Source organism: Streptomyces sp. NPDC111802 (assembly GCF_055634335.1).
The window spans coordinates 165,478-189,971 of record NZ_JBVKCZ010000011.1 but is presented as its reverse complement, the minus strand read 5'-3'; the positions used below and the strand labels follow the sequence as shown (position 1 = coordinate 189,971).

Annotated in this window: 18 protein-coding genes; 3 read left to right on the top strand and 15 right to left on the bottom strand. The window is 71.4% G+C overall.

Features of this window, described 5'->3' with window-relative positions; translation table 11 throughout:
- Nucleotides 1-230: 230 nt before the first annotated feature.
- Entirely contained in the window at nt 231-1,439 is a 1,209-nt protein-coding gene (locus tag ACZ7NC_RS14780) for a serine/threonine-protein kinase (protein WP_471488300.1), read from the bottom strand.
- A gap of 257 nt (nt 1,440-1,696) precedes the next feature.
- Nucleotides 1,697-2,797 (bottom strand): citrate synthase 2, encoded by a 1,101-nt coding sequence (locus ACZ7NC_RS14775; protein ID WP_471488222.1) that lies wholly within the window; start codon nt 2,795-2,797, stop codon nt 1,697-1,699.
- Between the two features lie 314 nt (nt 2,798-3,111).
- Between ACZ7NC_RS14775 and pdxH the strand changes: the two genes are divergently transcribed.
- Entirely contained in the window at nt 3,112-3,801 is a 690-nt protein-coding gene (gene pdxH, locus ACZ7NC_RS14770; RefSeq protein ID WP_471488220.1) for a pyridoxamine 5'-phosphate oxidase, read from the top strand.
- A gap of 110 nt (nt 3,802-3,911) precedes the next feature.
- Here pdxH and ACZ7NC_RS14765 read toward each other — a convergent pair whose 3' ends face one another.
- The 8 genes from ACZ7NC_RS14765 to ACZ7NC_RS14730 are packed head-to-tail and all read right to left on the bottom strand — an operon-like array spanning nt 3,912 to nt 13,947.
- Nucleotides 3,912-4,553 (bottom strand): TetR/AcrR family transcriptional regulator, encoded by a 642-nt coding sequence (locus ACZ7NC_RS14765; protein ID WP_471488219.1) that lies wholly within the window; start codon nt 4,551-4,553, stop codon nt 3,912-3,914.
- A complete protein-coding gene (locus tag ACZ7NC_RS14760; protein WP_471488217.1) occupies nt 4,541-5,275 on the bottom strand; it encodes an enoyl-CoA hydratase family protein in 735 nt (244 codons plus the stop codon). The genes ACZ7NC_RS14765 and ACZ7NC_RS14760 overlap by 13 nt, the downstream gene beginning before the upstream one ends.
- Nucleotides 5,272-6,849, bottom strand: a complete 1,578-nt coding sequence (locus ACZ7NC_RS14755; RefSeq protein WP_471488215.1) for a 4-coumarate--CoA ligase family protein — start codon at nt 6,847-6,849, stop codon at nt 5,272-5,274. The genes ACZ7NC_RS14760 and ACZ7NC_RS14755 overlap by 4 nt, the downstream gene beginning before the upstream one ends.
- A 17-nt stretch (nt 6,850-6,866) precedes the next feature.
- A complete protein-coding gene (locus ACZ7NC_RS14750) occupies nt 6,867-8,000 on the bottom strand; it encodes an acyl-CoA dehydrogenase family protein (protein WP_471488214.1) in 1,134 nt (377 codons plus the stop codon).
- Entirely contained in the window at nt 7,949-9,853 is a 1,905-nt protein-coding gene (locus ACZ7NC_RS14745) for an acetyl/propionyl/methylcrotonyl-CoA carboxylase subunit alpha (RefSeq protein WP_471488212.1), read from the bottom strand. The genes ACZ7NC_RS14750 and ACZ7NC_RS14745 overlap by 52 nt, the downstream gene beginning before the upstream one ends.
- Nucleotides 9,854-9,857: 4 nt before the next feature.
- Nucleotides 9,858-11,456 carry an acyl-CoA carboxylase subunit beta gene (locus ACZ7NC_RS14740; RefSeq protein WP_471488211.1) on the bottom strand — a complete coding sequence of 533 codons (1,599 nt, stop codon included), beginning with the start codon at nt 11,454-11,456 and terminating at the stop codon, nt 9,858-9,860.
- On the bottom strand, nt 11,453-13,156 hold the full coding sequence (locus ACZ7NC_RS14735) for an acyclic terpene utilization AtuA family protein (protein ID WP_471488209.1): 1,704 nt from the start codon (nt 13,154-13,156) through the stop codon (nt 11,453-11,455). Before ACZ7NC_RS14735 ends, ACZ7NC_RS14740 begins: the two co-directional genes overlap by 4 nt.
- Nucleotides 13,153-13,947 (bottom strand): TIGR03084 family metal-binding protein, encoded by a 795-nt coding sequence (locus tag ACZ7NC_RS14730; protein ID WP_471488207.1) that lies wholly within the window; start codon nt 13,945-13,947, stop codon nt 13,153-13,155. Before ACZ7NC_RS14730 ends, ACZ7NC_RS14735 begins: the two co-directional genes overlap by 4 nt.
- A 242-nt stretch (nt 13,948-14,189) precedes the next feature.
- On the opposite strand from ACZ7NC_RS14730, the gene ACZ7NC_RS14725 reads away from it, so the two are divergent.
- The gene (locus tag ACZ7NC_RS14725) at nt 14,190-15,131 is read left to right on the top strand and encodes a hypothetical protein (protein WP_471488206.1); all 942 of its coding nucleotides are present in this window, start codon (nt 14,190-14,192) and stop codon (nt 15,129-15,131) included.
- A gap of 19 nt (nt 15,132-15,150) precedes the next feature.
- Here ACZ7NC_RS14725 and ACZ7NC_RS14720 read toward each other — a convergent pair whose 3' ends face one another.
- The 3 genes from ACZ7NC_RS14720 to ACZ7NC_RS14710 form a co-directional block, all read right to left on the bottom strand.
- Nucleotides 15,151-16,122 carry an EamA family transporter gene (locus ACZ7NC_RS14720; protein ID WP_471488204.1) on the bottom strand — a complete coding sequence of 324 codons (972 nt, stop codon included), beginning with the start codon at nt 16,120-16,122 and terminating at the stop codon, nt 15,151-15,153.
- Nucleotides 16,123-16,249: 127 nt separating this feature from the next.
- Nucleotides 16,250-17,383, bottom strand: coding sequence for a lipid II:glycine glycyltransferase FemX (locus ACZ7NC_RS14715; RefSeq protein WP_471488202.1), 1,134 nt, complete (start codon nt 17,381-17,383; stop codon nt 16,250-16,252).
- 191 nt (nt 17,384-17,574) lie between these two features.
- Nucleotides 17,575-20,544: an FAD-binding and (Fe-S)-binding domain-containing protein gene (locus ACZ7NC_RS14710; RefSeq protein ID WP_471488200.1), complete on the bottom strand. Its 2,970-nt coding sequence runs from the start codon at nt 20,542-20,544 to the stop codon at nt 17,575-17,577.
- A 103-nt stretch (nt 20,545-20,647) separates the two neighbouring features.
- Here ACZ7NC_RS14710 and serC point away from each other — a divergent pair, with 103 nt between their 5' ends.
- Nucleotides 20,648-21,766 (top strand): phosphoserine transaminase, encoded by a 1,119-nt coding sequence (gene serC / locus ACZ7NC_RS14705; protein WP_471488198.1) that lies wholly within the window; start codon nt 20,648-20,650, stop codon nt 21,764-21,766.
- A gap of 63 nt (nt 21,767-21,829) precedes the next feature.
- On the opposite strand, the gene ACZ7NC_RS14700 is transcribed toward serC, so the two are convergent.
- Nucleotides 21,830-22,762 (bottom strand): RpnC/YadD family protein, encoded by a 933-nt coding sequence (locus ACZ7NC_RS14700; RefSeq protein WP_471488196.1) that lies wholly within the window; start codon nt 22,760-22,762, stop codon nt 21,830-21,832.
- A 126-nt stretch (nt 22,763-22,888) separates the two neighbouring features.
- Nucleotides 22,889-24,412, bottom strand: coding sequence for a cellulase family glycosylhydrolase (locus ACZ7NC_RS14695; RefSeq protein WP_471488194.1), 1,524 nt, complete (start codon nt 24,410-24,412; stop codon nt 22,889-22,891).
- Nucleotides 24,413-24,494: the final 82 nt, after the last annotated feature.

The following is a 24,494-nucleotide window of genomic DNA, read 5'->3' as shown; positions in this document are numbered from 1 at the left end:
ATACCGGACGCGTGAGGTGGCTGCGGGCTAGCGGCCCGTCACCACACCCAGTGCGGTGCCGGACCAGCGCGTGACAGAAGCGTGCAGCCGGCCCAATCCCAGGCAGTCACCCGACCCGCGAGCTCGCCGGTACGTCCGGCCGGCTTCTCCGCCACCGGCGGAGGGACCCGAGCTCGCGGGTCGTCTGCGTTTGGTGGGACCGCGGGCCGAAGGGCGGAAGGCCAGCCACCTCAGTCGTCGTCGTCGCTCGGGTCCCCGTCGTCGTCCTGCTGCGTCTGGCTCGCGGAGGCGCTCGGGCTGGGGGCCGTGTCGGGCTTCGTGCCGTCCGCCGCGGTGTTGTCCGGGGAGAACCACAGCATGCCGAGGAGCATCGCGGCCACGAAGAGCGCCGCAGCGGCGATCGTGACCACCACGCGTCGCGGCCCGCCCCCGGACCGGGCCCGAGGTCTGGGCTGGGAGCGGGAACGGGGTCTGGAGTGGGACCGGGATCGGGGCCGGGATCGGGCTGCGGCGGCGGGGTGGGCTTGTGCCGACGGCAGCATGTAGGTGGTTGGGGTGCTGATTTCCCCCAGCTGCTGTGACCTGGCCGGGGATGGCGGGGTCGGGGCCGGCAGTGGTTCGGGGCGGCCCTGCCATGCGCCCTCGGCGAACCAGTCGGCTGCCTGCTGGGCGGCGGGGCGGTGTTCGGGTTCCTTGGCGAGCAGGCCGAGGAGGTAGTTCTCGAAGGCGGGCGGCAGGCCGGTCACGCCCAGTTCGCGTGGTGGTACAGGGACGGCGTCGAGGTGCTGGTGCAGGATGGCGACGGCGGTCTTGGCGTGGAACGGCGGGCGTCCGGTGAGCAGTTGGTAGAGCACACAGCCGAGCGCGTAGACGTCCGAGGCCGGGCCCGCGGGCCGGCCCAGGGCGCGCTCGGGGGCGAGGTAGAGGCTTGTGCCGACGATCTGCCCGGTCGCGGTCAGCGCGGCGCCGGGGTCGTCCATGAAGCGGGCGATCCCGAAGTCACCGATCTTGAGGGTGCCGTCGGCGTCCAGCAGCAGGTTGCCCGGTTTGATGTCGCGGTGGACGATGCCCTGCCGGTGCGCGGCGGCCAGCCCGGCGGCGGCCTGGGCGGCGATACGGGCCACGCGCTCGGGGGACTGGGCGCCGGACCGCGTCAGCAGCCGGGCGAGGCTGTCGCCCTCGACGAGTTCCATCACCAGGTAGAGCCGGTTGTCGTGCTCGCCGAAGTCCCGTACGCCGACCACGTTCGGGTGGTCGATGCGGGCGGCGGTCTGCGCCTCCAGCCGGAACCGGGAGGTGGCGGTGGGGTCGGAGTCCTGGGGCAGCAGGAGCTTGACGGCGACGTGCCGGGCGAGTGTCTCGTCGTAGGCCCGCCAGACCTCCCCCATGCCGCCGCGCCCGATCGGCTCGCCCAGCCGGTAGCGGCCCGCTATCCGCACCAAGTCCCCATCCCCCATGCCGTAAGACGTCTTGATCGCCGCAGGCCGTAACTCACCACGCAGGGACGGGTGATGGCGGGATGCCGCAGCCGCCCCAGCATACTGGCGGAGCGGATCAGTCACGTTCCGTTTGCGATCTTCGCGGGCATGGTTCGCGGGGGCCGGTGGGCCGGTGGGCGCGGGTCGCCGGGCGGCGTCACGCGGGGCTGGGCCGGCCCGCGTGAGCCGCTCGGCGGACTCTACGAACTCAACGAACCTCAGTGGGCGATGTCGGCGTAGCCCTCGACCTCGCGGGGGTTGCGCGGGCCGGGGCCCACATAGCGCGCGGAGGGGCGCACGAGGCGGCCGGTGCGCTTCTGTTCCAGGATGTGCGCCGACCAGCCCGCCGTGCGGGCGCACGTGAACATCGAGGTGAACATGTGGGCCGGGACCTCCGCGAAGTCCAGCATGATGGCGGCCCAGAATTCCACGTTGGTGGCCAGGACCCGGTCCGGACGGCGGTTGTGCAGTTCCTCCAGGGCCGCCTTCTCCAGGGCCTCGGCGACTTCGAAGCGGGGCGCGCCGAGTTCGCGGGCGGTGCGGCGCAGGACGCGGGCGCGGGGGTCCTCGGCGCGGTAGACGCGGTGGCCGAAGCCCATGAGGCGTTCGCCGTTGTCGAGGGTCTGCTTCACATAGGCCTCGGCGTCGCCGGTGCGCTCGATCTCCTCGATCATGTGCAGGACGCGGGAGGGCGCGCCGCCGTGCAGCGGGCCGGACATGGCTCCTACGGCGCCGGAGAGGGCCGCTGCCACATCGGCGCCGGTGGAGGCGATGACGCGGGCCGTGAAGGTGGAGGCGTTCATGCCGTGCTCGGCGGCGGACGTCCAGTAGGCGTCGACGGCGGCGACGTGCTTGGGGTCGGGCTCGCCGCGCCAGCGGATCATGAAGCGCTCGACGACGGACTGGGCCTTGTCGATCTCGCGCTGCGGGACCATGGGCAGGCCTTGGCCGCGTGCGGACTGGGCGACGTAGGACAGAGCCATGACGGCGGCTCGCGCCAGGTCGTCCCGTGCCTCCTGCTCGTCGATGTCCAGGAGGGGTTTCAGGCCCCACACGGGGGCCAGCATGGCGAGCGCGGACTGGACGTCGACGCGGATGTCGCCGGAGTGCACGGGAATCGGGAAGGGCTCGGCGGCCGGCAGTCCGGGCCGGAAGGCGCCGTCGACGAGCAGCCCCCAGACATTGCCGAACGAGACGTGGCCGACCAGGTCCTCGATGTCGACGCCTCGGTACCGGAGAGCGCCGCCCTCCTTGTCCGGTTCGGCGATCTCCGTCTCGAACGCGACGACTCCTTCGAGTCCGGGTACGAAGTCGGACATCAGGCGGCTCCTCGTGATGTGTGCGACGGATGGGGTTGTGGGTGGGACGACCACAGGTCAGTCGGCGGAGATGGACGTATGCCGGTGGATCCACGGTCACGGGCTCGGATTCCGGAAATCCGGGCCTCGGCGGACTCGCGGTCCGGGGCGTACCCCTGTGATGCCCCGTGCGGTCGGCGGTCATCCAACCTCAACGACATCAGCACGATATCCCTGAGTGCCACCCTTGGGGAGCCTTTGCGGCACTGAGTGCCATGCAGTGACGAAGGACACCGTGCCGGACGGCGCGTGTTCGGATACGGCAAGATGATCGCGTGACCGACCGAGACGCCGTCGCCTTCGATCCCGCCGAGCCCGCGCCCGACCCGGCCGCGATGCGCAAGCACTACCGGGCGGAGGGCCTCGCGGAGACCGATCTGGCAGCCTCTCCGGTGGCGCAGTTCGCGCGCTGGTTCAGACAGGCCGCGGCGGAGGCCCATCTCTTCGAGCCGAACGCGATGATCGTCTCCACCGCGGACGCCGAGGGGCGGCCCAGCTCGCGCACGGTGCTGCTGAAGCAGTTCGACGAGCACGGCTTCGTCTTCTTCACCAACTACGACTCCCGCAAGGCCCGTGATCTCGCCGAGAACCCCTACGTCTGTCTGCTCTTCCCCTGGCACCCGATGGCCCGCCAGGTCATCGTCACGGGCGTGGCGCGACGCACCGGGCGCGACGAGACGGCCGCCTACTTCCGCACCCGTCCGCACGGCTCCCAGCTCGGTGCCTGGGCCAGCGCCCAGTCCTCGGTCATCGCCACCCGCGCTGACCTCGACGCCTCGTACGCCGATCTGACCGCGCGCTATCCCGAGGGCGAGCAGGTGCCGGTGCCGCCGAACTGGGGCGGCTTCCGGGTGGCCCCGCAGACCGTGGAGTTCTGGCAGGGGCGGGAGAACCGGCTGCACGACCGGCTGCGGTATGTGACGGAGCAGGACGGGCGATGGCGGGTGGAGCGGCTCAGTCCGTGAGCGGCGGCCTCGTCAGAGCTTGCCCCGCACATGGGGCGGCGGCTTCCGCGCATGCGGGGCAGTCGACCTCGGCCGCGTCCGTCTTGTGCCGGGCGTCCATGGCCTCGCCCTCAGTCCAACGCCTCGTCCAGCAGCGTCGCCCACTGCGTCACCACCCGTTGCCGACGCCCCGTGTCGTCGGTGAGGAGGTTTGCCAGCCCCAGGCCGCGGGCCATGTCCAGCAGGCCCTGGACCGTCTCCCGCACGCCCGGGCCTGACTCGTCGGCGCCCAGCAGGTCCACCGCGATCCGGTGGGTCTCGCGGCCCACGCGGGCCTCCAGTTCGGTGACCCTCGGCCGTAGCTGTTCCTCGTTGGACGCGGCCACCCACAGGTGCAGGGCCGCGCGGAACAGCGGGCCGGTGTAGAGGTCGACCAGCGCCGACACCACCGCCCGGCGGTCTCCCGCCGCGCCCTCGGGGAACAGGGCCCGCAGTGCGGTCGAGCGTTCCTCGGCGACGTACTCGACCGCCGCCGTGAAGAGGTCCTCGCGGGTCGGGAAGTGGTGCTGGGCGGCGCCTCGGGAGACGCCGGCGCGTTCGGCTACGACGGAGACCGTGGAGCCGGCCCAGCCGTGTTCGGCGAGGCAGGCCACGGCGGCTTCCAGGAGCCGTTGCCGGGTGGCGCGGCTGCGGTCCTGCTTGGGCACGCGGTCCACGCGGTCCGCCCGGTCCGCCCGGTCCGCTCGGTCGCCGACTGTGCTCACACCACCCATTCCGGATCCCGTCGTTCGAGGAAGGCCGTCATCCCCTCGCGGGCTTGCGCGGAGGAGAACAGCCGGGCCGAGAGCGCGGTCAAGCCGGCCGCGTCCCGGTCGAAGGTTTCCAGCACCTTAGCCGTGAGCAGCGCCTTCGTCTCGGCCAGGGCCTGCGGGGAGGAGCGGCGCAGACCGTCGAGGAGGGGGGCGAGGGTCTCGTCGACGTCTTCGCCCTCGGCCGTGAGCAGGCCGATGCGGGCGGCCTCCGGCGCGGTGAAGCGTTCGCCGGTGAGGTAGTAGCGGGCGAGGGCGCGGGGGTCGGTTCGGGGCAGGAGGGGCAACGAGATCACCGCGGGGGCGACTCCGATGCGGACCTCCGTGAAGGCGAAGGTGGCTTCCCTCGACGCTGCCGATATGTCGCAGGCCGCGAGCAGGCCCAGGCCGCCCGCGCGTACGTGGCCGGTGACGCGGGCCACCACCGGTTTGGGCAGTTCCACGATCTGCCGGAGCAGCGCCACCAGTCCGTCCGCGGGCGGCGGGTCGCGCAGGTCGGCGCCCGCGCTGAAGGTGTTGCCGGTGTGGGTGAGGACGATCGCGCGTACGTCGGTGTCCTTGGCGCAGTCCGTCAGCGCGTCGGTCAGCTCGCCCACCAGGGCCGCCGAGAGCGCGTTGCGGTTGTGCGGGGAGTTCAAGGTGAGGGTTTCCACGCCGCGCGCGCGTGCGCGGTCGATCAGCGTCATGTGCTCTCCTTGGGCGCCCGCAGTTCGCGGCGCAGGATCTTGCCCGAGGCGGCGCGTGGGACGCCGTCGATGAAGGTGACCTGGCGGACGCGTTTGTACGGGGCGACGCGTTCGGCGACGTACATCATGACCTCGCCTTCGGAGAGGTCGGTCGCGGTGGGCTGGCGGACCACGTACGCGTGCGGGACCTCGTTGCCGTCGTCGTTGTAGACGCCGATCACCGCGGCGTCGGCGATGGCGGGGTGGGTGAGCAGGAGTGCCTCCAGTTCGGCGGGGGCCACCTGGAAGCCCTTGTACTTGATGAGCTCCTTGACGCGGTCCACGACGAACAGCCAGCCGGCGGCGTCGACATGGCCGACGTCGCCGGTGTGCAGCCACCCGTCGGTGTCGATCATCGCGGCGGTGGCGTCGGGGCGGCCGAGGTAGCCCTTCATGACCTGCGGGCCGCGGATGAGGATCTCGCCGGACTCGTCGACGCCGAGGTCCTTGTCGGGGTCGTCGAGGGAGACGACGCGCATCTCGGTGCCGGCGATGAGTTTGCCGACGGTGCCGGCGGGGGCGTCGTGCATGTCGGCGAGCGGGACGACATGGGTGCCGGGGGACAGTTCCGTCATGCCGTACGCCTGGCCGACCGGCGGCAGTCCGAGGCGCTGCGAGCAGGCGGCCGCGAGCTTCGCGTCCAGGGGGGCGGCGGCGCTGATGATGTACTTCAGCGACGACAGGTCGTACTGCGCGACCAGCGGGTGCTTGGCGAGGGCCAGGACGATCGGCGGGGCCACGTACAGGCCGGTGATGCGGTGGTTCTGGATGGCGGCGAGGAACGTCTCCAGGTCGAAGCGGGGCAGGACGACGACGGTGGCGCCCACTCGCAGCGGGGCGTTCATCAGGGCCGTGAGGCCGTAGATGTGGAAGAAGGGCAGTACGGCGAGGATGCGGTCGCCGGGGCCTGCCGAGATCGCGGGTTCGAGCTGGGCGAGGTTGGTGGCGATCTGGCGGTGGGTGAGCATGACGCCCTTGGGGACGCCCGTGGTGCCGGAGGAGTACGGCAGGGCCGCGACGTCCGCAACGGGGTCGATGCCGATCTGCGGTTCGGGCGCGGCGGACGCCAGCATGTCGATGAGCGAGCGGTGTCCCGGTGCGCTGTCGCACACGAAGATCTCCTGGACGCCGCCGGCGAGTTCGGCGGCCCGGCGTGCGGACTCCAGCAGCGGTGAGACGGTGACGATCCAGCGGGCCGCCGAGTCCCCCAGCTGCTTGGCGAACTCCTCGGGCGTGGCGAGCGGGTGCACGGTCGTGACCGAGGCACCCGCGCGCGTGGCGGCGTAGAACGCCGTGGGGAAGGCGACCGTGTTCGGGCTGTGCAGGGCAAGCACGTCGCCCTTGCGCACGCCGGCCTCGGTCAGGGCGGCGGCGATACGCCGGTGGAAGCGGTCGAGTTGCTCGTAGGTGAGGGTGGTGCCGTCCGTGCCGTCCACGAGCGCGGGTGTGTCCCCGAACTCGGCTGCCCGGCCCAGTACGGCCTCGTGGATGGGGAGTTCTACGGCCGGGACGTCTGCGTACTCGCTGCGGAACACGGTTCCTCCAAGACGGCCTAGTACGACTTGGGCAGGCCCAGGGTCTGGTGGGAGACGTAGTTGAGAATCATCTCCCGGCTCACCGGAGCAATACGAGACACGCGCGCGGCGGTTATCAACGAGGCGAGCCCGAATTCGCGGGTGAGGCCGTTGCCGCCGAGGGTGTGCACGGCCTGGTCGACCGCCTTCACACAGGCCTCCCCGGCCGCGTACTTGGCCATGTTGGCGGCCTCACCGGCGCCGACGTCGTCTCCGGCGTCGTACAGGTGGGCTGCCTTCTGCATCATCAGGCGGGCCAGTTCGAGGTCGATGTGCGCCTGGGCGAGGGGGTGCGCGATGGCCTGGTGGGCGCCGATGGGGGCCTTCCAGACGGTGCGGTCACGGGCGTACTCGACGGCGCGCGCGAGGGCGTAGCGGCCCATGCCGATCGCGAAGGCGGCGGTCATGACGCGTTCGGGGTTGAGGCCGGCGAAGAGCTGGAGCAGGCCCGCGTCCTCGTCGCCGACGAGGGCGTCCGCGGGGAGTCGTACGTCGTCGAGGGTCAGCTCGAACTGCTTCTCCGCGGCGTCGAGTTCCATGTCGATCTGGCGGCGCGAGAAGCCTTCGGCGTCGCGCGGGACTATGAAGAGGCAGGGCTTGAGGTTGCCTGTGCGGGCGTCCTGGGTGCGGCCGACTATGAGGGTGGCGTCGGCTATGTCCACGCCGGAGATGAAGACCTTGCGGCCGGTCAGCAGCCAGTCGGCGCCGTCGCGGTGAGCCGTGGTGGTGATGCGGTGGCTGTTGGAGCCCGCGTCCGGCTCTGTGATGCCGAAGGCCATGGTGAGGGTGCCGTCGGCGAGGCCGGGGAGCCAGTGCTGTTTCTGTTCTTCCGTGCCGAAGCGGGCGATCACTGTGCCGCAGATCGCCGGGGAGACGACCATCATGAGCAGGGGGCAGCCCGCGGCGCCCAGCTCTTCGAGGACGATGGAGAGTTCGGCGATTCCGCCGCCTCCGCCGCCGTATGCCTCCGGCAGGTTGACGCCGAGGTAGCCGAGCTTGGCTGCCTCGGACCAGAGTTGTTCTCGGTCGTAGGTGCGGCCGTGGCGCTTGCCGAGGGCGGCTACTGCGGCTCGTAGGGCCTTGTGCTCTTCGGATTCGACAGTGGGGGGCATGGGACTCCTTGAGAGGTCGGCTGCACTACCGCCAGCAGGGCGTCGACCGTGACCTGTTGTCCGGGGGTGGCGTGCAGGGCTGTGAGCGTGCCTGTGTGCGGCGCCGTGATCTTGTGCTCCATCTTCATCGCCTCCAGCCAGAGCAGGGGCTCTCCGGCCCGTACGGCGGCTCCTACGGCCAGGCCGGCCGCGACGCGTACGACCGTCCCCGGCATCGGCGCCAGCAGGGAACCCGGGGCGTGCTGTGCCGTCGGGTCCGGGAAGCGGGGCAGGGCGGTGAGGCGTGTGGCGTTGACGTGGACCTCGTCGCCGTATCGCGCCACCTCGAAGTTCCGTCGTACGCCGTCCACTTCGAGTACGACCAGCGCGGCATCGGCGTGTACGACGCGCACCCCGTCGGCCTCCAGTCCCGCGCGCGTGTGGCGGTAGCGGGCCTCGATCTCCTCGCCCGCTATCTCGTAGCGCTTCGTCCGGGGCTGGGAGGGCACGTTGCGGAAGCCGCCGAAGCGGGAGCGGCCGTGGGCGTCGGCGAGGGCCGCGGCCAGGGGGGCGTGCGGGTCCGGGGTGGGCTCGGTGAGGTCGGTGAGGTGGCGGTCGTAGAAGCCGGTGTCCATGCGGGCGGACGTGAACTCCGCGTGCCGCAGGGAGCGGACGAGGAGGTCGCGGTTGGTGAGCGGGCCGTGGATCGTCGCACGCTCCAGGGCGCCCGCGAGCTTGCGGATCGCGGCCGCGCGCGTGGGCGCGTATGCGACGACCTTGGCGAGCATGGGGTCGTAGTGGACGCCGATCTCGTCGCCGTCGGTGAAGCCGGTGTCCAGCCGGACCCCCTCGGGTACGGCGAGGCGGTGCAGGGTGCCGGTCTGCGGGGCCCAGTCTCGGGCCGGGTCCTCGGCGTAGAGGCGGGCCTCGACGGCGTGGCCACGCGCGTGTGTCGGCTCGTCGGCGAGGGCGTGGCCTTCGGCGACGCGGAGCTGTTCCGCCACCAGATCGACGCCGAACACGGCTTCCGTGACGGGGTGTTCGACCTGGAGGCGGGTGTTCATCTCCAGGAAGTGCGCCTTGTCGCCGGCCACCAGGAACTCGACGGTCCCGGCGCCGACGTAGTCGACCGCGCGTGCGGCGCGTACGGCCAGCGCGTGCAGTTCGTCCGTGAGCCGCTCGGAGAGTCCGGGCGCCGGGGCCTCCTCGATCACCTTCTGGTGGCGGCGCTGCAGGGAGCAGTCGCGGGTGCCGAGGGGCCAGACCGTGCCGTGGGTGTCGGCGAGGATCTGCACCTCGACGTGGCGGCCGTTCTCGACGTACGGCTCGACGAAGACCTCACCGTCGCCGAAGGCGCTGACCGCTTCGGCGCGTGCGCTCTCCAGGGCGGCGTCCAGCTCCTCCAGGCGCCGCACGATCCGCATCCCGCGCCCTCCGCCGCCCGCGGCCGCCTTCACCAGGACGGGCAGATCGGCCTCGGTGACCTCGCCCAGGGGCGCGAGACCCATCAGCTCTTTCGCGCGCGTCTTGGACGCCATCGCCTCGATCGCCTCCGGGGGCGGGCCGATCCAGACGAGCCCCGCGTCGAGGACGGCACGTGCGAAGTCGGCGTTCTCGGAGAGGAAGCCGTAGCCGGGGTGCACCGCGTCCGCGCCTGCCGCGAGCGCCGCCTTCACGATCAGGTCGCCGCGCAGATACGTGTCGGAGGGCGCCGCCCCCGGCAGCCGTACCGCCGCGTCGGCCACGCGCGCGTGCAGGGCGCTCGCGTCGGCGTCCGAGTACACGGCGACCGTCCGGATTCCCAACTCACGGCAGGTGCGGAAGACCCGGCAGGCGATCTCGCCCCGGTTCGCCACCAGAACAGAAGTAGTCATTGCCTCACATCCGGAAGACGCCGAAGCCACCGCGTGCGCCCTCGTAGGGGGCCGTGTGGATGGCGGACAGGCACATACCGAGGACGGTTCGGGTGTCGCGCGGATCAATGACGCCGTCGTCGTACAACCGTCCCGAAAGGAACATGGGCAGCGACTCCGACTCGATCTGCTGCTCCACCATGGCGCGCAGGGCGGCGTCCGCCTCCTCGTCGTACGGCTGTCCCTTCGCCGCCGCCGACTGCCGGGCGACGATCGAGAGCACACCGGCGAGCTGCTGGGGGCCCATGACGGCCGACTTGGCGCTGGGCCAGGCGAACAGGAAGCGGGGGTCGTAGGCGCGGCCGCACATGCCGTAGTGGCCGGCGCCGTACGACGCGCCCATGAGGACGGAGAGGTGGGGTACGCGGCTGTTGCTGACCGCGTTGATCATCATCGCGCCGTGCTTGATGATGCCGCCCTGCTCGTACTGGCTGCCCACCATGTAGCCGGTGGTGTTGTGCAGGAACAGCAGCGGAATGTCACGCTGGTTGGCGAGCTGGATGAACTGGGCGGCCTTCTGGGACTCCTCGCTGAACAGGACCCCTTGGGCGTTCGCCAGCACACCGACCGGATAGCCGTGCAGGGCCGCCCAGCCGGTGGTCAGGCTCGTCCCGTACATCGGCTTGAACTCGTCGAAGTCGGAGGCGTCGACGATCCTGGCGATGACCTCGCGCGGGTCGAAGGGGGTGCGCAGATCGCCCGGCACGATCCCCAGCAGCTCGTCCGCGTCGTACTTGGGGGCCTCGGCGGGGCCCGGGTCGCCGTATGCCTTGCGGTGGTTGAGGCGCGCGACCACACGGCGTGCCTGGCGCAGCGCGTCCGGTTCGTCGACCGCGAAGTAGTCCGCGAGACCCGACACGCGCGCGTGCATCTCGGCGCCGCCCAGCGACTCGTCGTCGCTCTCCTCGCCGGTCGCCATCTTCACCAGGGGCGGGCCGCCGAGGAACACCTTGGCGCGCTCCTTGACCATGATCACGTGGTCGGACATGCCGGGCACGTAGGCGCCGCCGGCCGTCGAGTTGCCGAAGACGACCGCGACGGCGGGAATCCCGGCCGCCGACAGCCGTGTCAGGTCCCGGAAGATGGCGCCTCCGGGGATGAAGATCTCCTTCTGGGACGGCAGGTCGGCGCCGCCCGACTCGACGAGGTTGATGACGGGCAGCCGGTTGGCCAGGGCGATGTCGTTCGCGCGCAGGGCCTTCTTCAGCGACCAGGGATTGCTCGCTCCGCCGCGCACGGTCGGGTCGTTGGCGGTGATCAGGCACTCCACGCCCTCGACGACCCCGATGCCGGTGACGAGGGACGCCCCGACCGTGTAGTCGCTGCCCCAGGCGGCCAGCGGGGACAGCTCGAGGAAGGGCGTGTCGGGGTCGAGGAGCAGCTCGATGCGCTCGCGGGCGAGCAGTTTGCCGCGCTTTCGGTGCCGCTCGACGTACTTCTCCCCGCCGCCCGCGAGGGCCTTGGCGTGCTCGGCGTCGAGTTCGGCGAGCTTGGCGAGCATGGCCTCGCGGTTGGCGGTGTGTTCGGGGCTCTTCGGGTCCAGCGAAGAGGCGAGGACGGTCACAGGAGGATCTCCGGGATGTCGAGGTGGCGGCTGCGCAGCCATTCGCCGAGGGCCTTGGCCTGCGGGTCGAAGCGGTGCTGGGCGGCGACGCCCTCGCCGAGGATGCCCTCGACGACGAAGTTCAGGGCGCGGAGGCCCGGCAGCGGGTGCCGGGTGACCTTCAGCCGGCCGCTCTCGGGGATCAGCTCCCGGAAACGATCGGCCGTGAGCTCGTGCGCGAGCCAGCGCCAAGCGTCGTCCGTGCGCACCCAGACGCCGACATTGGCGTTCCCTCCCTTGTCACCGCTGCGGGCACCCGCGACAAGACCGAGGGGAGCGCGCCTGGTGGGCCCGGATGGCAGTGACGGGGGCAGGGGTGGTGCGGGCACATCGTCGAGTACGGCGGTGTCGTGGGCCGGCGGCACAGGGATCCGGCGTCCGTCGTGGAGGACGGCCATGTGGTCGACGGCACTATGGGGGACGTACACATCCTCGAAGACCCCATAGGGCGAGCCTTTTCCGGGTGGCGCCAGCACATGGAAGCCGGGGTAACTGGCGAGTGCCAGCTCCACGGCCGCCCCGCTCAGCGCTCGCCCGACGGCCTCCTGATCCCGGTCGCGCACGACGAGCCGCAGCAGCGCGCTCGCCGTCTCCTCGGTCGGGGCGTCGGGCCGGTCGGTGCGGACGAGGTCCCAGCGGATCTCGGCGGGCGGTGACTTGGCGAGCGCGCCCGTCATCTGCTCGCGCACCAGAGCGGCCTTGGCCTCGATGTCGAGGCCGGTGAGCACGAAGGCGACCTCGCCCCGGAAGCCACCGAGACGGTTGACGCCGACCTTGAGGGTCGGGGGCGGGGCCTCACCTTGTACGCCCTCGACGCGGACGCGATCGGGGCCGTCCTGGGTGAGCCGTACGGTGTCCAGGCGGGCGGTGACGTCCGGCCCCGCGTACCGGGCGCCGGCCGTCTCGTACAGCAGCTGGGCCGTGACCGTGCCGACGTCGACGAAGCCGCCGGTGCCGGGATGCTTGGTGATGACGCAGGTGCCGTCCTCGTGGAGCTCGGCGAGCGGGAAGCCGGGACGGCGCAGGTCGCCGCCGCTCTTGTGGAACTCGTGGAAGAAGGCGTAGTTGCCGCCGGTCGCCTGTGCCCCGCACTCCAGCACATGTCCGGCGACCACAGCGCCGGCGAGCCGGTCGTGGTCGCCGGGCCCCCACCCGAAGTGGGCGGCGGCGGGCCCGGTGACCAGGGCCGCGTCCGTCACCCGCCCGGTGACGACGATGTCCGCGCCCTCCCGCAGACAGGCGGCGATGCCGAACCCGCCGAGGTAGGCGTGCGCGGCGAGGCTGCCGGGGTGGGCGGCGGTGAGGTCGTCGCCCTCGACGTGGGCGACACGGACGGGGACGCCGAGCCGGTCCGCCAACCGCCTTACGGCGTCCGCCAGTCCGGCCGGGTTGAGGCCGCCGGCGTTGGTGACGATCCGGACGCCCCGCTCGTGCGCCAGCCCGAGGCATTCCTCCAGCTGGCGCAGGAAGGTGCGGGCGTATCCGGCGCCGGGGTCCTTCAGTCGGTCACGGCCGAGGATCAGCATGGTCAGCTCGGCGAGATAGTCGCCGGTGAGGACGTCGAGGTCGCCGCCGGTGAGCATCTCGCGCATGGCGTCGAAGCGGTCGCCGTAGAAGCCGGAGGCGTTGCCGATCCGCAGCGGAGGGGGAGCGGACGTCACCGCGCGGCCCCCTTCGGCCCGCGGCCCTCGCCCGGCGGACCGGCGAAGACCTGGGCGATGTCGAACCAGCGGTCGGCGTCGGGGCCGTCGGCGCCGAGGGCGAGGTCGGAACGGTGGGCGCGCTGGGTGACCAGGAGGCAGAAGTCGAGTGCGGGGCCGGTGACGCGCTGGGGGGCGTCTTCGGGGCCGAATGCCCACAACTCACCGGAGGGCGAGACGAGTTCGATGCGGAAGTCATCGAGCGGTGCCGGGAGTCCGTGCACACCGAAGGCGAAGTCCCTCGTCCGCACCCCGATCCAGACCACATGCCGGAGCCGGTCGGTGGGTGTGCGCACCACACCCAGCGCATCGGCTATGTCCAGGCCGTGGGCCCAGGTCTCCATAAGTCGGGCCGTGGCCATAGAGGCGGCGGACATGGGTGGGCCGTACCAGGGGAACTTCGCGTCGCGCGGCGCCTCACGCAGCGCGGTGTCGAGCGCGGCCCTCCCTGCGCGCCACTCCGCCAGCAGTTCGGCGGGCGGCCGCCGGGCCCCCTCCTCCGCCCCCTCGTCGACGAAGGACCCCGGCGTCGTCAGCGCCTTCTCCACCAGCGTGTGGAACGCCGCCACGTCGCTCACCGCCAGCAGCGACGAGTGGTCCGTCCAGGCGAGGTGCGCGATCTGGTGGGCGACGCTCCAGCCGGGCGCCGGGGTGGCGAGCGCCCACTGCTCGGGGCTCAACTCGGCGACAAGCCGGTCGAGTTCCTCGCTCTCCTCGCGCAGATCGTCGAACACGGGCGTCGGATCGGACACGGTTCGCTCCCCTCGGGGCACGGCGGTGTGCGGGGTGGTGCGGCGTGACGTGGTGCGGGGTGGTGCGGCGTGGTGAGGAGCATGGCAGCGCGGGCGAAAACAAGCAAGCGTGCTTGCATTAATTGAGAACTCTTCACCGGGAGCCACCAGGGGAAGGGTGTCGGTGCGGCGGGCGATCAATACACTCATCGTCGCGCCTGTCGCATCGGCAACGCATTGCTCACACATCGGGGGAGACAAGGATGAGCAACTGGAGCCCGGGCGGGCAGCCGCCGTACGACCCACACGGCCGGCAGCCGTATCCGCCGTCGCCCGCCCCGCCCGGCCCGGCCGGCGCGGGCCATCCGCCTCATCCGCCCCAGGTCCCGCACCCTTACACACCGCAGCCCTACCCGCCCCACCCCCAGCCGCCGTACCCGGTCCCGCAACCCGCACCCGGGCCGTTCGCGCGGCTGCGGCGAAGGCTCGGTCCCATCCACACCGCGCGCAGGGTGTTCAAGCCGTCCCGGCCGGGCATCGTCGAGGACCCCGTGGTGGTCCGTATGCAGAAGATCCGCACCTTGACGGGTCTGGCCGCGGTGGTGTGGATGTCGATCACCTACAAGATCGCGAACTCCATCGGGGACGTCGCGGATGAGCGCGTCGACCAGTCCTGGCTGAGCGTTCTGGTGCTGTGCGTGACCTTCCCGGTCGCCGTGGGCGTCCTGCTCGCCCTGGTCCCGGCCACGGCACGGCGGGAGTTGCTGCGCCGGGCCGCCAAGTGCTTCGGCGCGATGGTCGCCCTGCTCGCCGCGGTCTTCGTGTTCCCGGCCTCCGTGCTCACCGGCTTCGTCGAGGGCCGTTTCGCGACCAGCCCGGTGATGACCGTCCTCACCTACACCGGCATCGCGTTCACCTTCGTGTGGGTGCTGCCCTTCGTGGTCTACGGCGTCGGCCTGGCCCTGGTCCACGTCTTCCGCACCGCCGACATCCACGAGACGATGCCGCCGCTGCTGGCCATGACGCTGGTGTGGGAGATGGCCCTGATCGACCTGTTCACGGGCGCCCACGCGGGCGTACCGGCACCGGTCCGGATGCTGTTCGTGCTCGGCGGCCCGGTCTCCGTGACCGCGGTGGGCCTGTGGGAGCTGCGCCGGCTGCGCCTCCAGCACGGTTTGGTTCCCAGGGATCTGTTGATGCGCTGATTGCGGCGCCGGCGGTCGGCTAGCCGTTCCCGGGCCGTACGTTCTCGCGCTGTACGGCCTTCGCCCTCCCCCGCCCCACCTGGGTCCGCACCGCCCCCATGCTCGCCGCGACGACCAGGGCGATGGCCAGAGCCTGTACGGCGGAGAGGGCCTGGTCGAGGACGAGGAAGCCGGCGGTGGCCGCGACGGCCGGCTCCAGGCTCATCAGGACCGCGAAGGTCGCCGCGGGCAGGCGGCGCAGGGCGAGGAGTTCGAGGGTGTAGGGCAGGACCGAGGAGAGGATCGCCACGGCCGCGCCCAGCGCGAGGGTCACCGGGTCGGTGAGCTTCGTACCCGACTCGACGAGGCCCAGGGGCAGGAACAGTACGGCCCCCACCGCCATCGCGAGCGCGAGCCCGTCGGCCTGAGGGAAGCGTCGGCCCGTACGGGCGCTGAAGATTATGTAGGCCGCCCACATGGCTCCGGCACCCAGGGCAAAGGCGACACCTACGGGGTCGAGGCTGTCGAAGCCTCCGCCGCCGAGGAGGAAGACACCGGCGAGCGCGAGTCCGGCCCAGATGAAGTTGACGGCGCGGCGGGACGACAGCACGGAGAGGGCGAGCGGGCCGAGGACTTCCAGGGTGACCGCGGCGCCCAGCGGGATGCGGGCGACCGACTGGTAGAAGAGGCCGTTCATCGCGGCCATGGTGATCCCGAAGACGATCACCGTCCTCCAGTCGGTACGGGAGTGGCCGCGCAGCCGGGGACGGCAGACCACCAGCAGGACGACCGCCGCCACCAGCAGCCGCAGCGCCACCACGCCGAGCGCACCGGCCCGTGGCATCAGGCTCACCGCCAGGGCGCCGCCGAACTGCACCGAGATCCCTCCGGCGAGCACCAGGCCCACGGGCCCGAGCGCGCCCCAGCTGCGCGGGGCACCGGCCGTCGGCTCGGCGACGGGCCGGGCGCCGTGGGTCGGTGCGGGCGTGGTGGCGGCGTCAGGGGTACTCACGGGCGTTCCAAGGGCTTGGCTCGGATGCGTGCATCATGCTGTACTTCCGAGTCCAGAGTAGTGGACTTCGTCAGGCGTGTGAACCTGTTATGCCACTGTCCCAGAGTGCGGACGCGACTATCCGTGCCTACCGCCGCGCCATGTACAGATCCAGCGCCTTGTGCAGCATCCGGTTGAGCGGGAAGTCCCACTCCCCCAGGTACTCGACGGCCTCACCGCCCGCGCCCACCTTGAACCGCAGCAGCCCCAGCAGGTGGTTGGACTCCTCCAGGGTGTCGGTGATGCCGCGGAAGTCGTAGACGGCGGCGCCGAGTTCGTGGGCGTCGGTCATCATGCGCCACTGCATGGCGTTGTTGGGCTGGACCTCGCGCTTGCGGCTGGTGGAGGCGCCGTAGGAGTACCAGACGTGGGTGCCGACGGTCAGCATCGTGGCGGCGGCGAGGGTGTCGCCGTCGTGATGGGCGAGGTAGAGCCGCATGCGGTCGGGGTGCTCGGCGGTGAGGGCGTTCCACATGCGCTGGAAGTAGGGCAGCGGACGCGGGATGAAACGGTCCCGCTCGGCGGTCTCGGCGTAGAGGTCGTAGAAGACCGGCAGATCGTCGTAGCCGCCCCGCGCGACCTTCACGCCCGCCTTCTCGGCCTTCTTGATGTTGCGCCGCCACTGCTGGTTGAGGCCGCTCTGGATGTCGTCCAGCGACCGCCCGGCGAACGGCACCTGACAGACGTACCGCGGCTGACCTGCGGCGAAGCCGTCCTCGCCGCCCGGCTCGGTCTGCCGCCAGCCGGACCGCCGCAGCCGCTCGGCGATGTCCCGCGCTCCCGGTTCGTACGACGTCGGCTCCGCGTCACCCAGTCGCCGGGCGGCCGGGTCGGCGATGGCCGCCTTCACCGCATCGGGGCTCCAGCGCCGCGCGACCACGGGCGGGCCCATCTTCACGGAGAAGGCGCCCTTGCCCTTGAGATAGGTGAGCATCGGCTCCAGCCACCGCTCGACGAGGTCGGGGGCGTGCCAGTCGAGCAGCGGCCCCTCGGGCAGATACGCCAGGTATCTCCTCAGCTTCGGCAGCGGGCGGTAGAGCACGAGTCCCGCCCCCACCAGCCGCCCCTCCCCGTCCAACCAGCCCAGGCTCTCCGCCGTCCAGTCCGGCTTCACATCGCCCCAGGAGGGGAGCTGGGTGTGGCTGGCGGAGGGGCGGGACGCGACGAAGGCGAGGTGCTCGTCGCGGGTGAGGGGCTGAAGGCGCAGGGTCGGCTGGGTCACGGGCTGGGCTCCTTGTGCGTTGCCGGATCGGGCCAGCCTACGAAGCGGCCCCGCGCCCGAAGCGGACCAGGATGCACTGGTCGCGGAGCCTCACCCCGGTGGCCGTGAGATCGGCCCGGATGACGGTGTACGTCGAGGGAAATTCAGGCACTCCCCGCTTCAAGCCACTCCCCGCTTCAAGCACTCCCCCTTCAAGCACTCCCAGCCAACCCGTCCCCCTCCGGTCCATCCGCCCCCTCGAACCCATCCGCCGGCCCCTCCACCATCCCGTCCGCCAACCCCTCCGCCAGAACCTCCGCCAGATGCCGCCCCCGCACCCCCGCCAGCTGCTCCAGCTGCGTCCGGCAGGAGTACCCGTCGGCCAGCACCACGGCACTCTCCCCCGCCTCCCGCACGGCCGGCAGCAACCGTTCCTCCGCACACGCCACCGACACCTCGAAGTGCCCCTTCTCGAAGCCGAAGTTGCCCGCGAGACCGCAACACCCGCCGCTGAGCTCCCCGGACAGCCCCGCGGCCTCGCGCAGCCGCCGGTCGGCCGCGTCGCCCAGTACCGCGTGCTGATGGCAGTGGGTCTGCCCGACCGCCGACCGGTCCACGCGGGGCGGCGTCCAGTCGGGGGCGAGCCGTTCCAGCGCCTCCGCGAAGGTCAGCACACGGTCGGCGAGACGGCGGGCCCGGGGATCGTCGTGCAGCAGCTCCGGCAGGTCCGAGCGCAGCGCCGCCGCACAGCTCGGCTCCAGGACGACGACCGGGGCGGCCGTCTGAAGCACCGGCTCCATCAGGTCGAGCGTGCGCCGCAGCACCGCGCGGGCGCGGTCGAGCTGGCCCGTGGAGACGTACGTCAGCCCGCAGCAGACGCGCTGCCGGCCCCGCAGGAGGGACACCGGATCCATCGCCACGGTCACCCCTTCACCCCCCGACGGCGTCCTCAGACGCAGCGTCGGCGGCAGCGCCACCCGCAGCCCGGCCGCCTCCAGCACGCGGACGGCCGCCCGCCCCACGGACGGCGAGAGATGCTCGGTGAAGGTGTCCGGCCACAGGATGACCAGGCCACCGCCACCACCGCCGCCATCACCAGCACCGCCGCCGACGGGGGCCTTCGCCCGGCCCTCCCACCACCGGCTGAACGTCCGCGTCGCCAGCCGCGGAATCTCCCGCTCCGGCGCGATCCCACCGGCCCTCTTCGCGGCCCACGCCAACGGCCGCACCCGGGCCAGGACGTTGACCAACGACGCGGTACGCGTGCGTGCCACGATCCGCAGCCACTCCGGCAACCGGCCCATGCTGTGGTGCGCGGCCGGGCGCCGTCGCCCCTCGTAGTGGTGGTGCAGGAACTCCGCCTTGTACGTGGCCATGTCGACCTCGACCGGACAGTCGGACCGGCAGCCCTTGCAGGCCAGGCAGAGGTCGAGCGCGTCGCGCACCTCGGTCGACCGCCACCCGTCGGTCACCACTTCCCCGGCGAGCATCTCGTGCAGCAGCCGGGCACGCCCGCGCGTGGAGTGTTCCTCCTCGCCGGTCGTGCGGAAGGACGGGCACATGACGGCGGGCCCGGTGGCCGATGCCGTACGGCACTTGGCGACCCCGACACAGCGCCGTACGGCGGCGGAGAAGTCACCGCCGTCGGCCGGGTAGCCGAAGACCACGTCCACCGGCTTACGGGGCAGGACGGAGAAACGGAGGCCGTCGTCGAGCGGGGCGGGGCGCACCAGCATCCCCGGATTGAGCAGATCGTCCGGGTCCCACACCCCCTTGGCCCGCTCGAAGAGACGGACCATCTCCTCGCCGTACATCTTCGGCAGCAGCTCGGCGCGCGCCTGCCCGTCCCCGTGCTCCCCGGACAGCGAGCCCCCGTGCGCCACGACGACCTCGGCGAGCTCCTCCGAGAAGCGCCGGAAGCGGCCGATGCCGGCCTCCGTCAGCAGGTCGAAGTCGATACGGACGTGGATGCAGCCGTCCCCGAAGTGCCCGTACGGCGTCCCGCGCAGCCCGTGCGCGGCCATCAGCGCCCGGAAGTCGCGCAGATACGCCCCGAGCCGCTGCGGCGGCACCGCGCAGTCCTCCCAGCCGGGCCAGGCCTCGCTTCCGTCGGGCATCCGGGTCGCCGTGCCGCTCGCGTCCTCGCGGATGCGCCACAGGGCCCGCTGCCCGGCCGGATCGGTGACGACGAGCGCGTCGACGACGTCGGCGGCCCGCACGATCACCTCCGCACGCGCGCGTGCCTCCCGCTCCGACTCCCCGCCCGTCTCCACGAACAGCCAGGCCCCGCCCCTCGGCAGCACGGCCGACGCCGACCGCGGCACCAGGTCCTCGGCCATGCCCTCCACGGTCAGCGGCCCGTACGGCAGCAGCCCGGCCGCCGCCTCCGCGGCCGCGCTCTCGTCGGCGTACGCCAGCACGGCGAGCGCACGCGCGCGTGGCGCCTGAACGAGGCGTACGGCGGCCTCGGTGAGGATGCCGAGGGTGCCCTCGCTGCCGCAGAAGGAACGGGCGACGTCGGCGCCCTTCTCGGGCAGCAGCGCGTCGAGCGCGTACCCGGAGATACGGCGGGGCAGTTCGGGGTAGCCGGTGCGCAGCCGGGCCAGCTCCCCGTCCACCACCTCCCGCAGCCCCTGCGGCGCGCCGGCCCACCCCGGTCCGAGCCGCAGCCGCTCCCCGCGTCCGCTGATCACGTCCAGTTCCCGCACGCTGTCCGCGGTCGTGCCCCAGGCCACCGAGTGCGAGCCGCAGGAGTTGTTGCCGATCATTCCGCCGAGGGTGCAGCGGCTGTGGGTGGAGGGGTCGGGTCCGAAGCGGAGCCCGTGCGGGGCGGCGGCCTCCTGGAGGCGGTCCAGGACGAGGCCGGGCTGGACGACGGCGGTGCGGGTGTCGGGGTTCAGGGACACGATCCGGTTCATGTGGCGGGTGAGGTCCAGCACGATGCCGGTGCCGGTGGCCTGTCCGGCGATGGAGGTGCCGCCGCCCCGGGCCACGACCGGCACCATATGGTCCCGGCACACCTCCAGCACCGCGGCGACGTCTTCGGCGTCATATGGTGCGACCACACCGAGTGGGACTCGCCGGTAGTTGGAGGCGTCCATGGTCGTCAACGCACGGGAGGTGACATCGAACCCGACCTCGCCCCGTACGACCCTTCGCAGCTCCGTCTCAAGTTCCGACATGTGTCCACTCAATCAGCCCGTCCGGCGTTTGAGGACGAGGCCCGTGTCTCACCCGACGGACGACGGTTCGCCCACTTTTCCTCCACCGGCTAACCTCCCTGTCGTGGCTGAGATCCAGATTCCCGCTGACATCAAGCCCGCCGACGGACGTTTCGGCGCGGGCCCCTCCAAGGTGCGGACGGAAGCGCTGGACGCGCTGGCCGCGACCGGTACCTCCCTCATGGGCACCTCCCACCGCCAGGCCCCGGTCAAGAACCTGGTCGGCCAGGTGCGCGAGGGCATCCGTGAGCTGTTCCAGCTGCCCGACGGCTACGAGGTCGTCCTCGGCAACGGCGGCTCGACGGCCTTCTGGGACATCGCGACGCACGGCCTGATCGAGAACAAGTCGCAGCACCTCACCTTCGGCGAGTTCAGCTCCAAGTTCGCCAAGGCCGCCAAGCTCGCCCCGTGGCTCGCCGAGCCGGACGTCATCACCAGCGACCCGGGCACCCACCCGGAGCCGGTCGCCCAGTCGGGCGTCGATGTCTACGCCTTCACCCACAACGAGACCTCCACCGGCGTCGCCATGCCGATCAAGCGCGTGGCCGGCGCCGACGAGGGCGCGCTGGTCCTGGTCGACGCCACCTCGGGCGCCGGCGGTCTCCCGGTGGACGTGTCGGAGACGGATGTCTACTACTTCGCCCCGCAGAAGTCCTTCGCCTCCGACGGCGGCCTGTGGATCGGCGTCTTCTCCCCGGCCGCGATCGAGCGCGCCGAGCGCGTCCACGCGTCCGGCCGCCATGTCCCGGAGTTCTTCTCGCTCCCCACGGCGATCGACAACTCCCGCAAGAACCAGACGTACAACACCCCGGCGCTGGCCACCCTCTTCCTGCTCAACCAGCAGCTGGAGTGGATCAACGGCCAGGGCGGCCTGGACTGGGCGGTCCGCCGCACGGCCACCTCCGCGCGCACCCTGTACGGCTGGGCCGAGGACACCAAGTACGCCAACCCGTTCGTCACCGACCCGGCCAAGCGCTCGGCGGTCATCGGCACGATCGACTTCACGGACGAGATCGACGCCGCCGCCGTCGCCAAGGTCCTGCGCGCCAACGGCATCGTCGACACCGAGCCCTACCGCAAGCTCGGCCGCAACCAGCTCCGCGTCGCGATGTTCCCGGCGATCGACCCGGCGGACATCGAGGCCCTGACGAAGTGCGTCGACTACGTGATCGAGAAGCTGTAACCGCCTCTGCTACGACGTGCGAAGGGCGCCCGGCGGACCACCGCGGGGCGCCCTTCGCGCGTCCTACTCCTCGACGAACAGCTCCTCGGCTTCCGCCGCACTCAGGGAGCGGTCGAGCCATACCCCCAGCACGTCGAGGTCGGTACAGGCGGTGACCCGCTCCCGGACGGAGTCGGAGACCTCGATGCCCCGCACACCGAGAATGTGCAGGATGTCCTCGGCCTTGCCCTCTGCTTGGCCCTTGGCACGGCCCTCGAGCCACGACTCTTCGACGATCGTGTTGCTGCCCGGAAAGTTCGGGGTGTAAGTGGCCATCAGATGCCTCCAGTAGTCACGGCCCGGGCCCTCACCCAGACCGATCTCGACGATTTCCGCCCAGTCCACACGGTCCACGTCCCCGCCCTCGTCAGTCTCGGCCCTGCCCTTGGACTTCTCGGCCTTGTCCGCCATCCCTGACGCCAGCGCGTCCAGTATCGCAGTCAGACCCGGATCCTTGGTGTATGCGAGCGCGGAGAAGGCGGCGACGCCGAGGTCCTGAGCCGCCTCCTCAGCCTCGGTGATCACAGGCAGGGTTCCGGGCCCCAGGACCAGCGGATAGACCACGATGCTCGTGTGGAAGCCACGGCCGACACGGATCGGTTCCGCCGCCCATGACGCGGTCGCCTTGTCCTTGCACACCACCAGAAGGAACGGCGGCAGCCGGTACTTGGCGTACATGTGGGCCAAGTAGTAGGTCCAACTGTTGTGCTTGTCCGGATCCGGCTTGCCCTGCGATTCGACGGCGAGCACGAAGCCGCCCTCGTCGTCGGCCACGTGTACCCGGAACAGGCTGTCCACCCGACGTTCGAGTGGTCTGATCTCGGTGAGATCGGTGTCCAGGGGCTCGATCGCGGTGTGCTCCGGAAAGTGAATGCCCGCCCGTGGCAGAAGCCGGGCGAACAGCCCCGGATCCGCCCGGAAGATCCGGTGCATCGCTTCATGCGGTGAACTGACCATGCGACGGAACGTAATCGTGCGGGCACACTACGCGTGGGCATTCGAGGCAGGCTCAATCATACGAGTGAACATGCCAGTGGCGTATGCCATTTGAAAGCGCCCGGCGTGAACACCGGGCGCCCTCCCTCACATCGCCGTACAACTCACACTCGGCACCCCACCACCCCCAGGCGCACCCCCGAACCCGAAGCTCACCGATCCGCCCACCGGTACCGCCCCGTTGTGCGCGGCGTTGGATGCGGTCACCGTGCCTCCGCTCTGGGTGTATGTCGCGTTCCACATGGACGTGATCCGTTGTGAGCCGGTCCAGGTCCAGGTCACCTTCCAGGAGTTGACCGGAGTCGTGCCCGTGTTGGTCACCTTCACCTCGGCGTTGAAGCCGCCGCCCCAGTCGCTGCTGACGGTGTAGGCGGCGGCGCAGGCCGCCGTGCCCCCGCCGGGGTCACCGCCTCCGCCGCCCGGGAATCCCGGCGCCTTGATGCTCGCCAGGTAGCCGTCCTTCACCGTGTCCACCGTCTGCCAGTCGTCCTTCAGGATGCCGCCGGTGTCACCGGAGTTGGGGTTCCAGGACCAGAAGGTCCAGTGGAAGGAGTCCGCGCCGTACGCCGACGTCGAGCGCAGGTACGTCACCAGTGCGGCCAGCCACTTCTGGTCCACCGTCGACTGCAGTGTCGTACCGAACTCGCCGATCCAGACCGGGGCGATGTTCTGCTTGAAGATGTAGCCCCAGTACCGGTCCCAGACGCCGGGCATGTTGTCGGGGAAGGACGGGTCGCCGAACCAGGGCTGCTGGGCCACGCTGGTCGCGTAGTCGTGGGCCGAGTAGACGAGGCGGCCGGGGACGTCGAGTCGTACGGGGTGGCGGGCCACGCCCATCAGGTTGCCGCCCCACCAGCCGGAGACTCCGTCGAAGGACTGCACGCCCTCGACGAAGACCAGCAGCTCAGGGTTGACGGACAGGACCGCGTTCCCGGCGCGCTCGGCCGCGAGGCGCCAGTCGCGGGTGGTGTCGCCGCAGCCCCAGCAGGCGGGATCGTGCGGCTCGTTGTGCAGATCGATGCCGACGACGGTCGGGTTGCCGGCGTAACGCGTCGCCAGCGCCTTCAGGTTGGCGATCCACGTCGATTCCGGTACCGACGCCGTGTACCAGAGCGCCGACTGCCCAGCCGCGTCCGGCCGGTGCCGGTCGAGGACGATCTTCAGGCCGGTCTGACCGGCGTACGCCACGATCCGGTCCAGGACCTGCAAGGACGTCAGCCCTTGTAGATCTGCGTTCTTGCCGTCGGCGAAGCTGATGCTGTCCGGCATGGTGCCGGGCTTGAGGATGTCGTCGCTGAAGGGGAGGCGGAGGGTGTTGTAGCCCAGCGATCTCATCTGGTCGAGCATGCTCTTGTAGTCGCGCGACCAGAGGCCGTGCGCGACGCGGTTGCCGGTCTCGAAGCCGAACCAGTTGATCCCGGCGACCCGGACCGGTTGCCCGGTCGCGTCCAGGATCCGCCGGCCGCTGGTGTGCCAGTAGCCGGCGCCGGCCTCGGCCGCCTGTACGGCGCCGGGCTCCGCCGCGTGGGCCGGCGGCGCGCCGACCCCGGCCAGCGGTAACACAAGCGCCGCCGCCACCGCGCACAGCACTCTTCGCAAGCTGCGGAACATGTCGCTGCTTCCTCTCGGGAGGCGCGGGCCCGGAACGAGTGGGAGCGCTCCCACACCCGCACCTCCCATGGAAGTCGGGTCG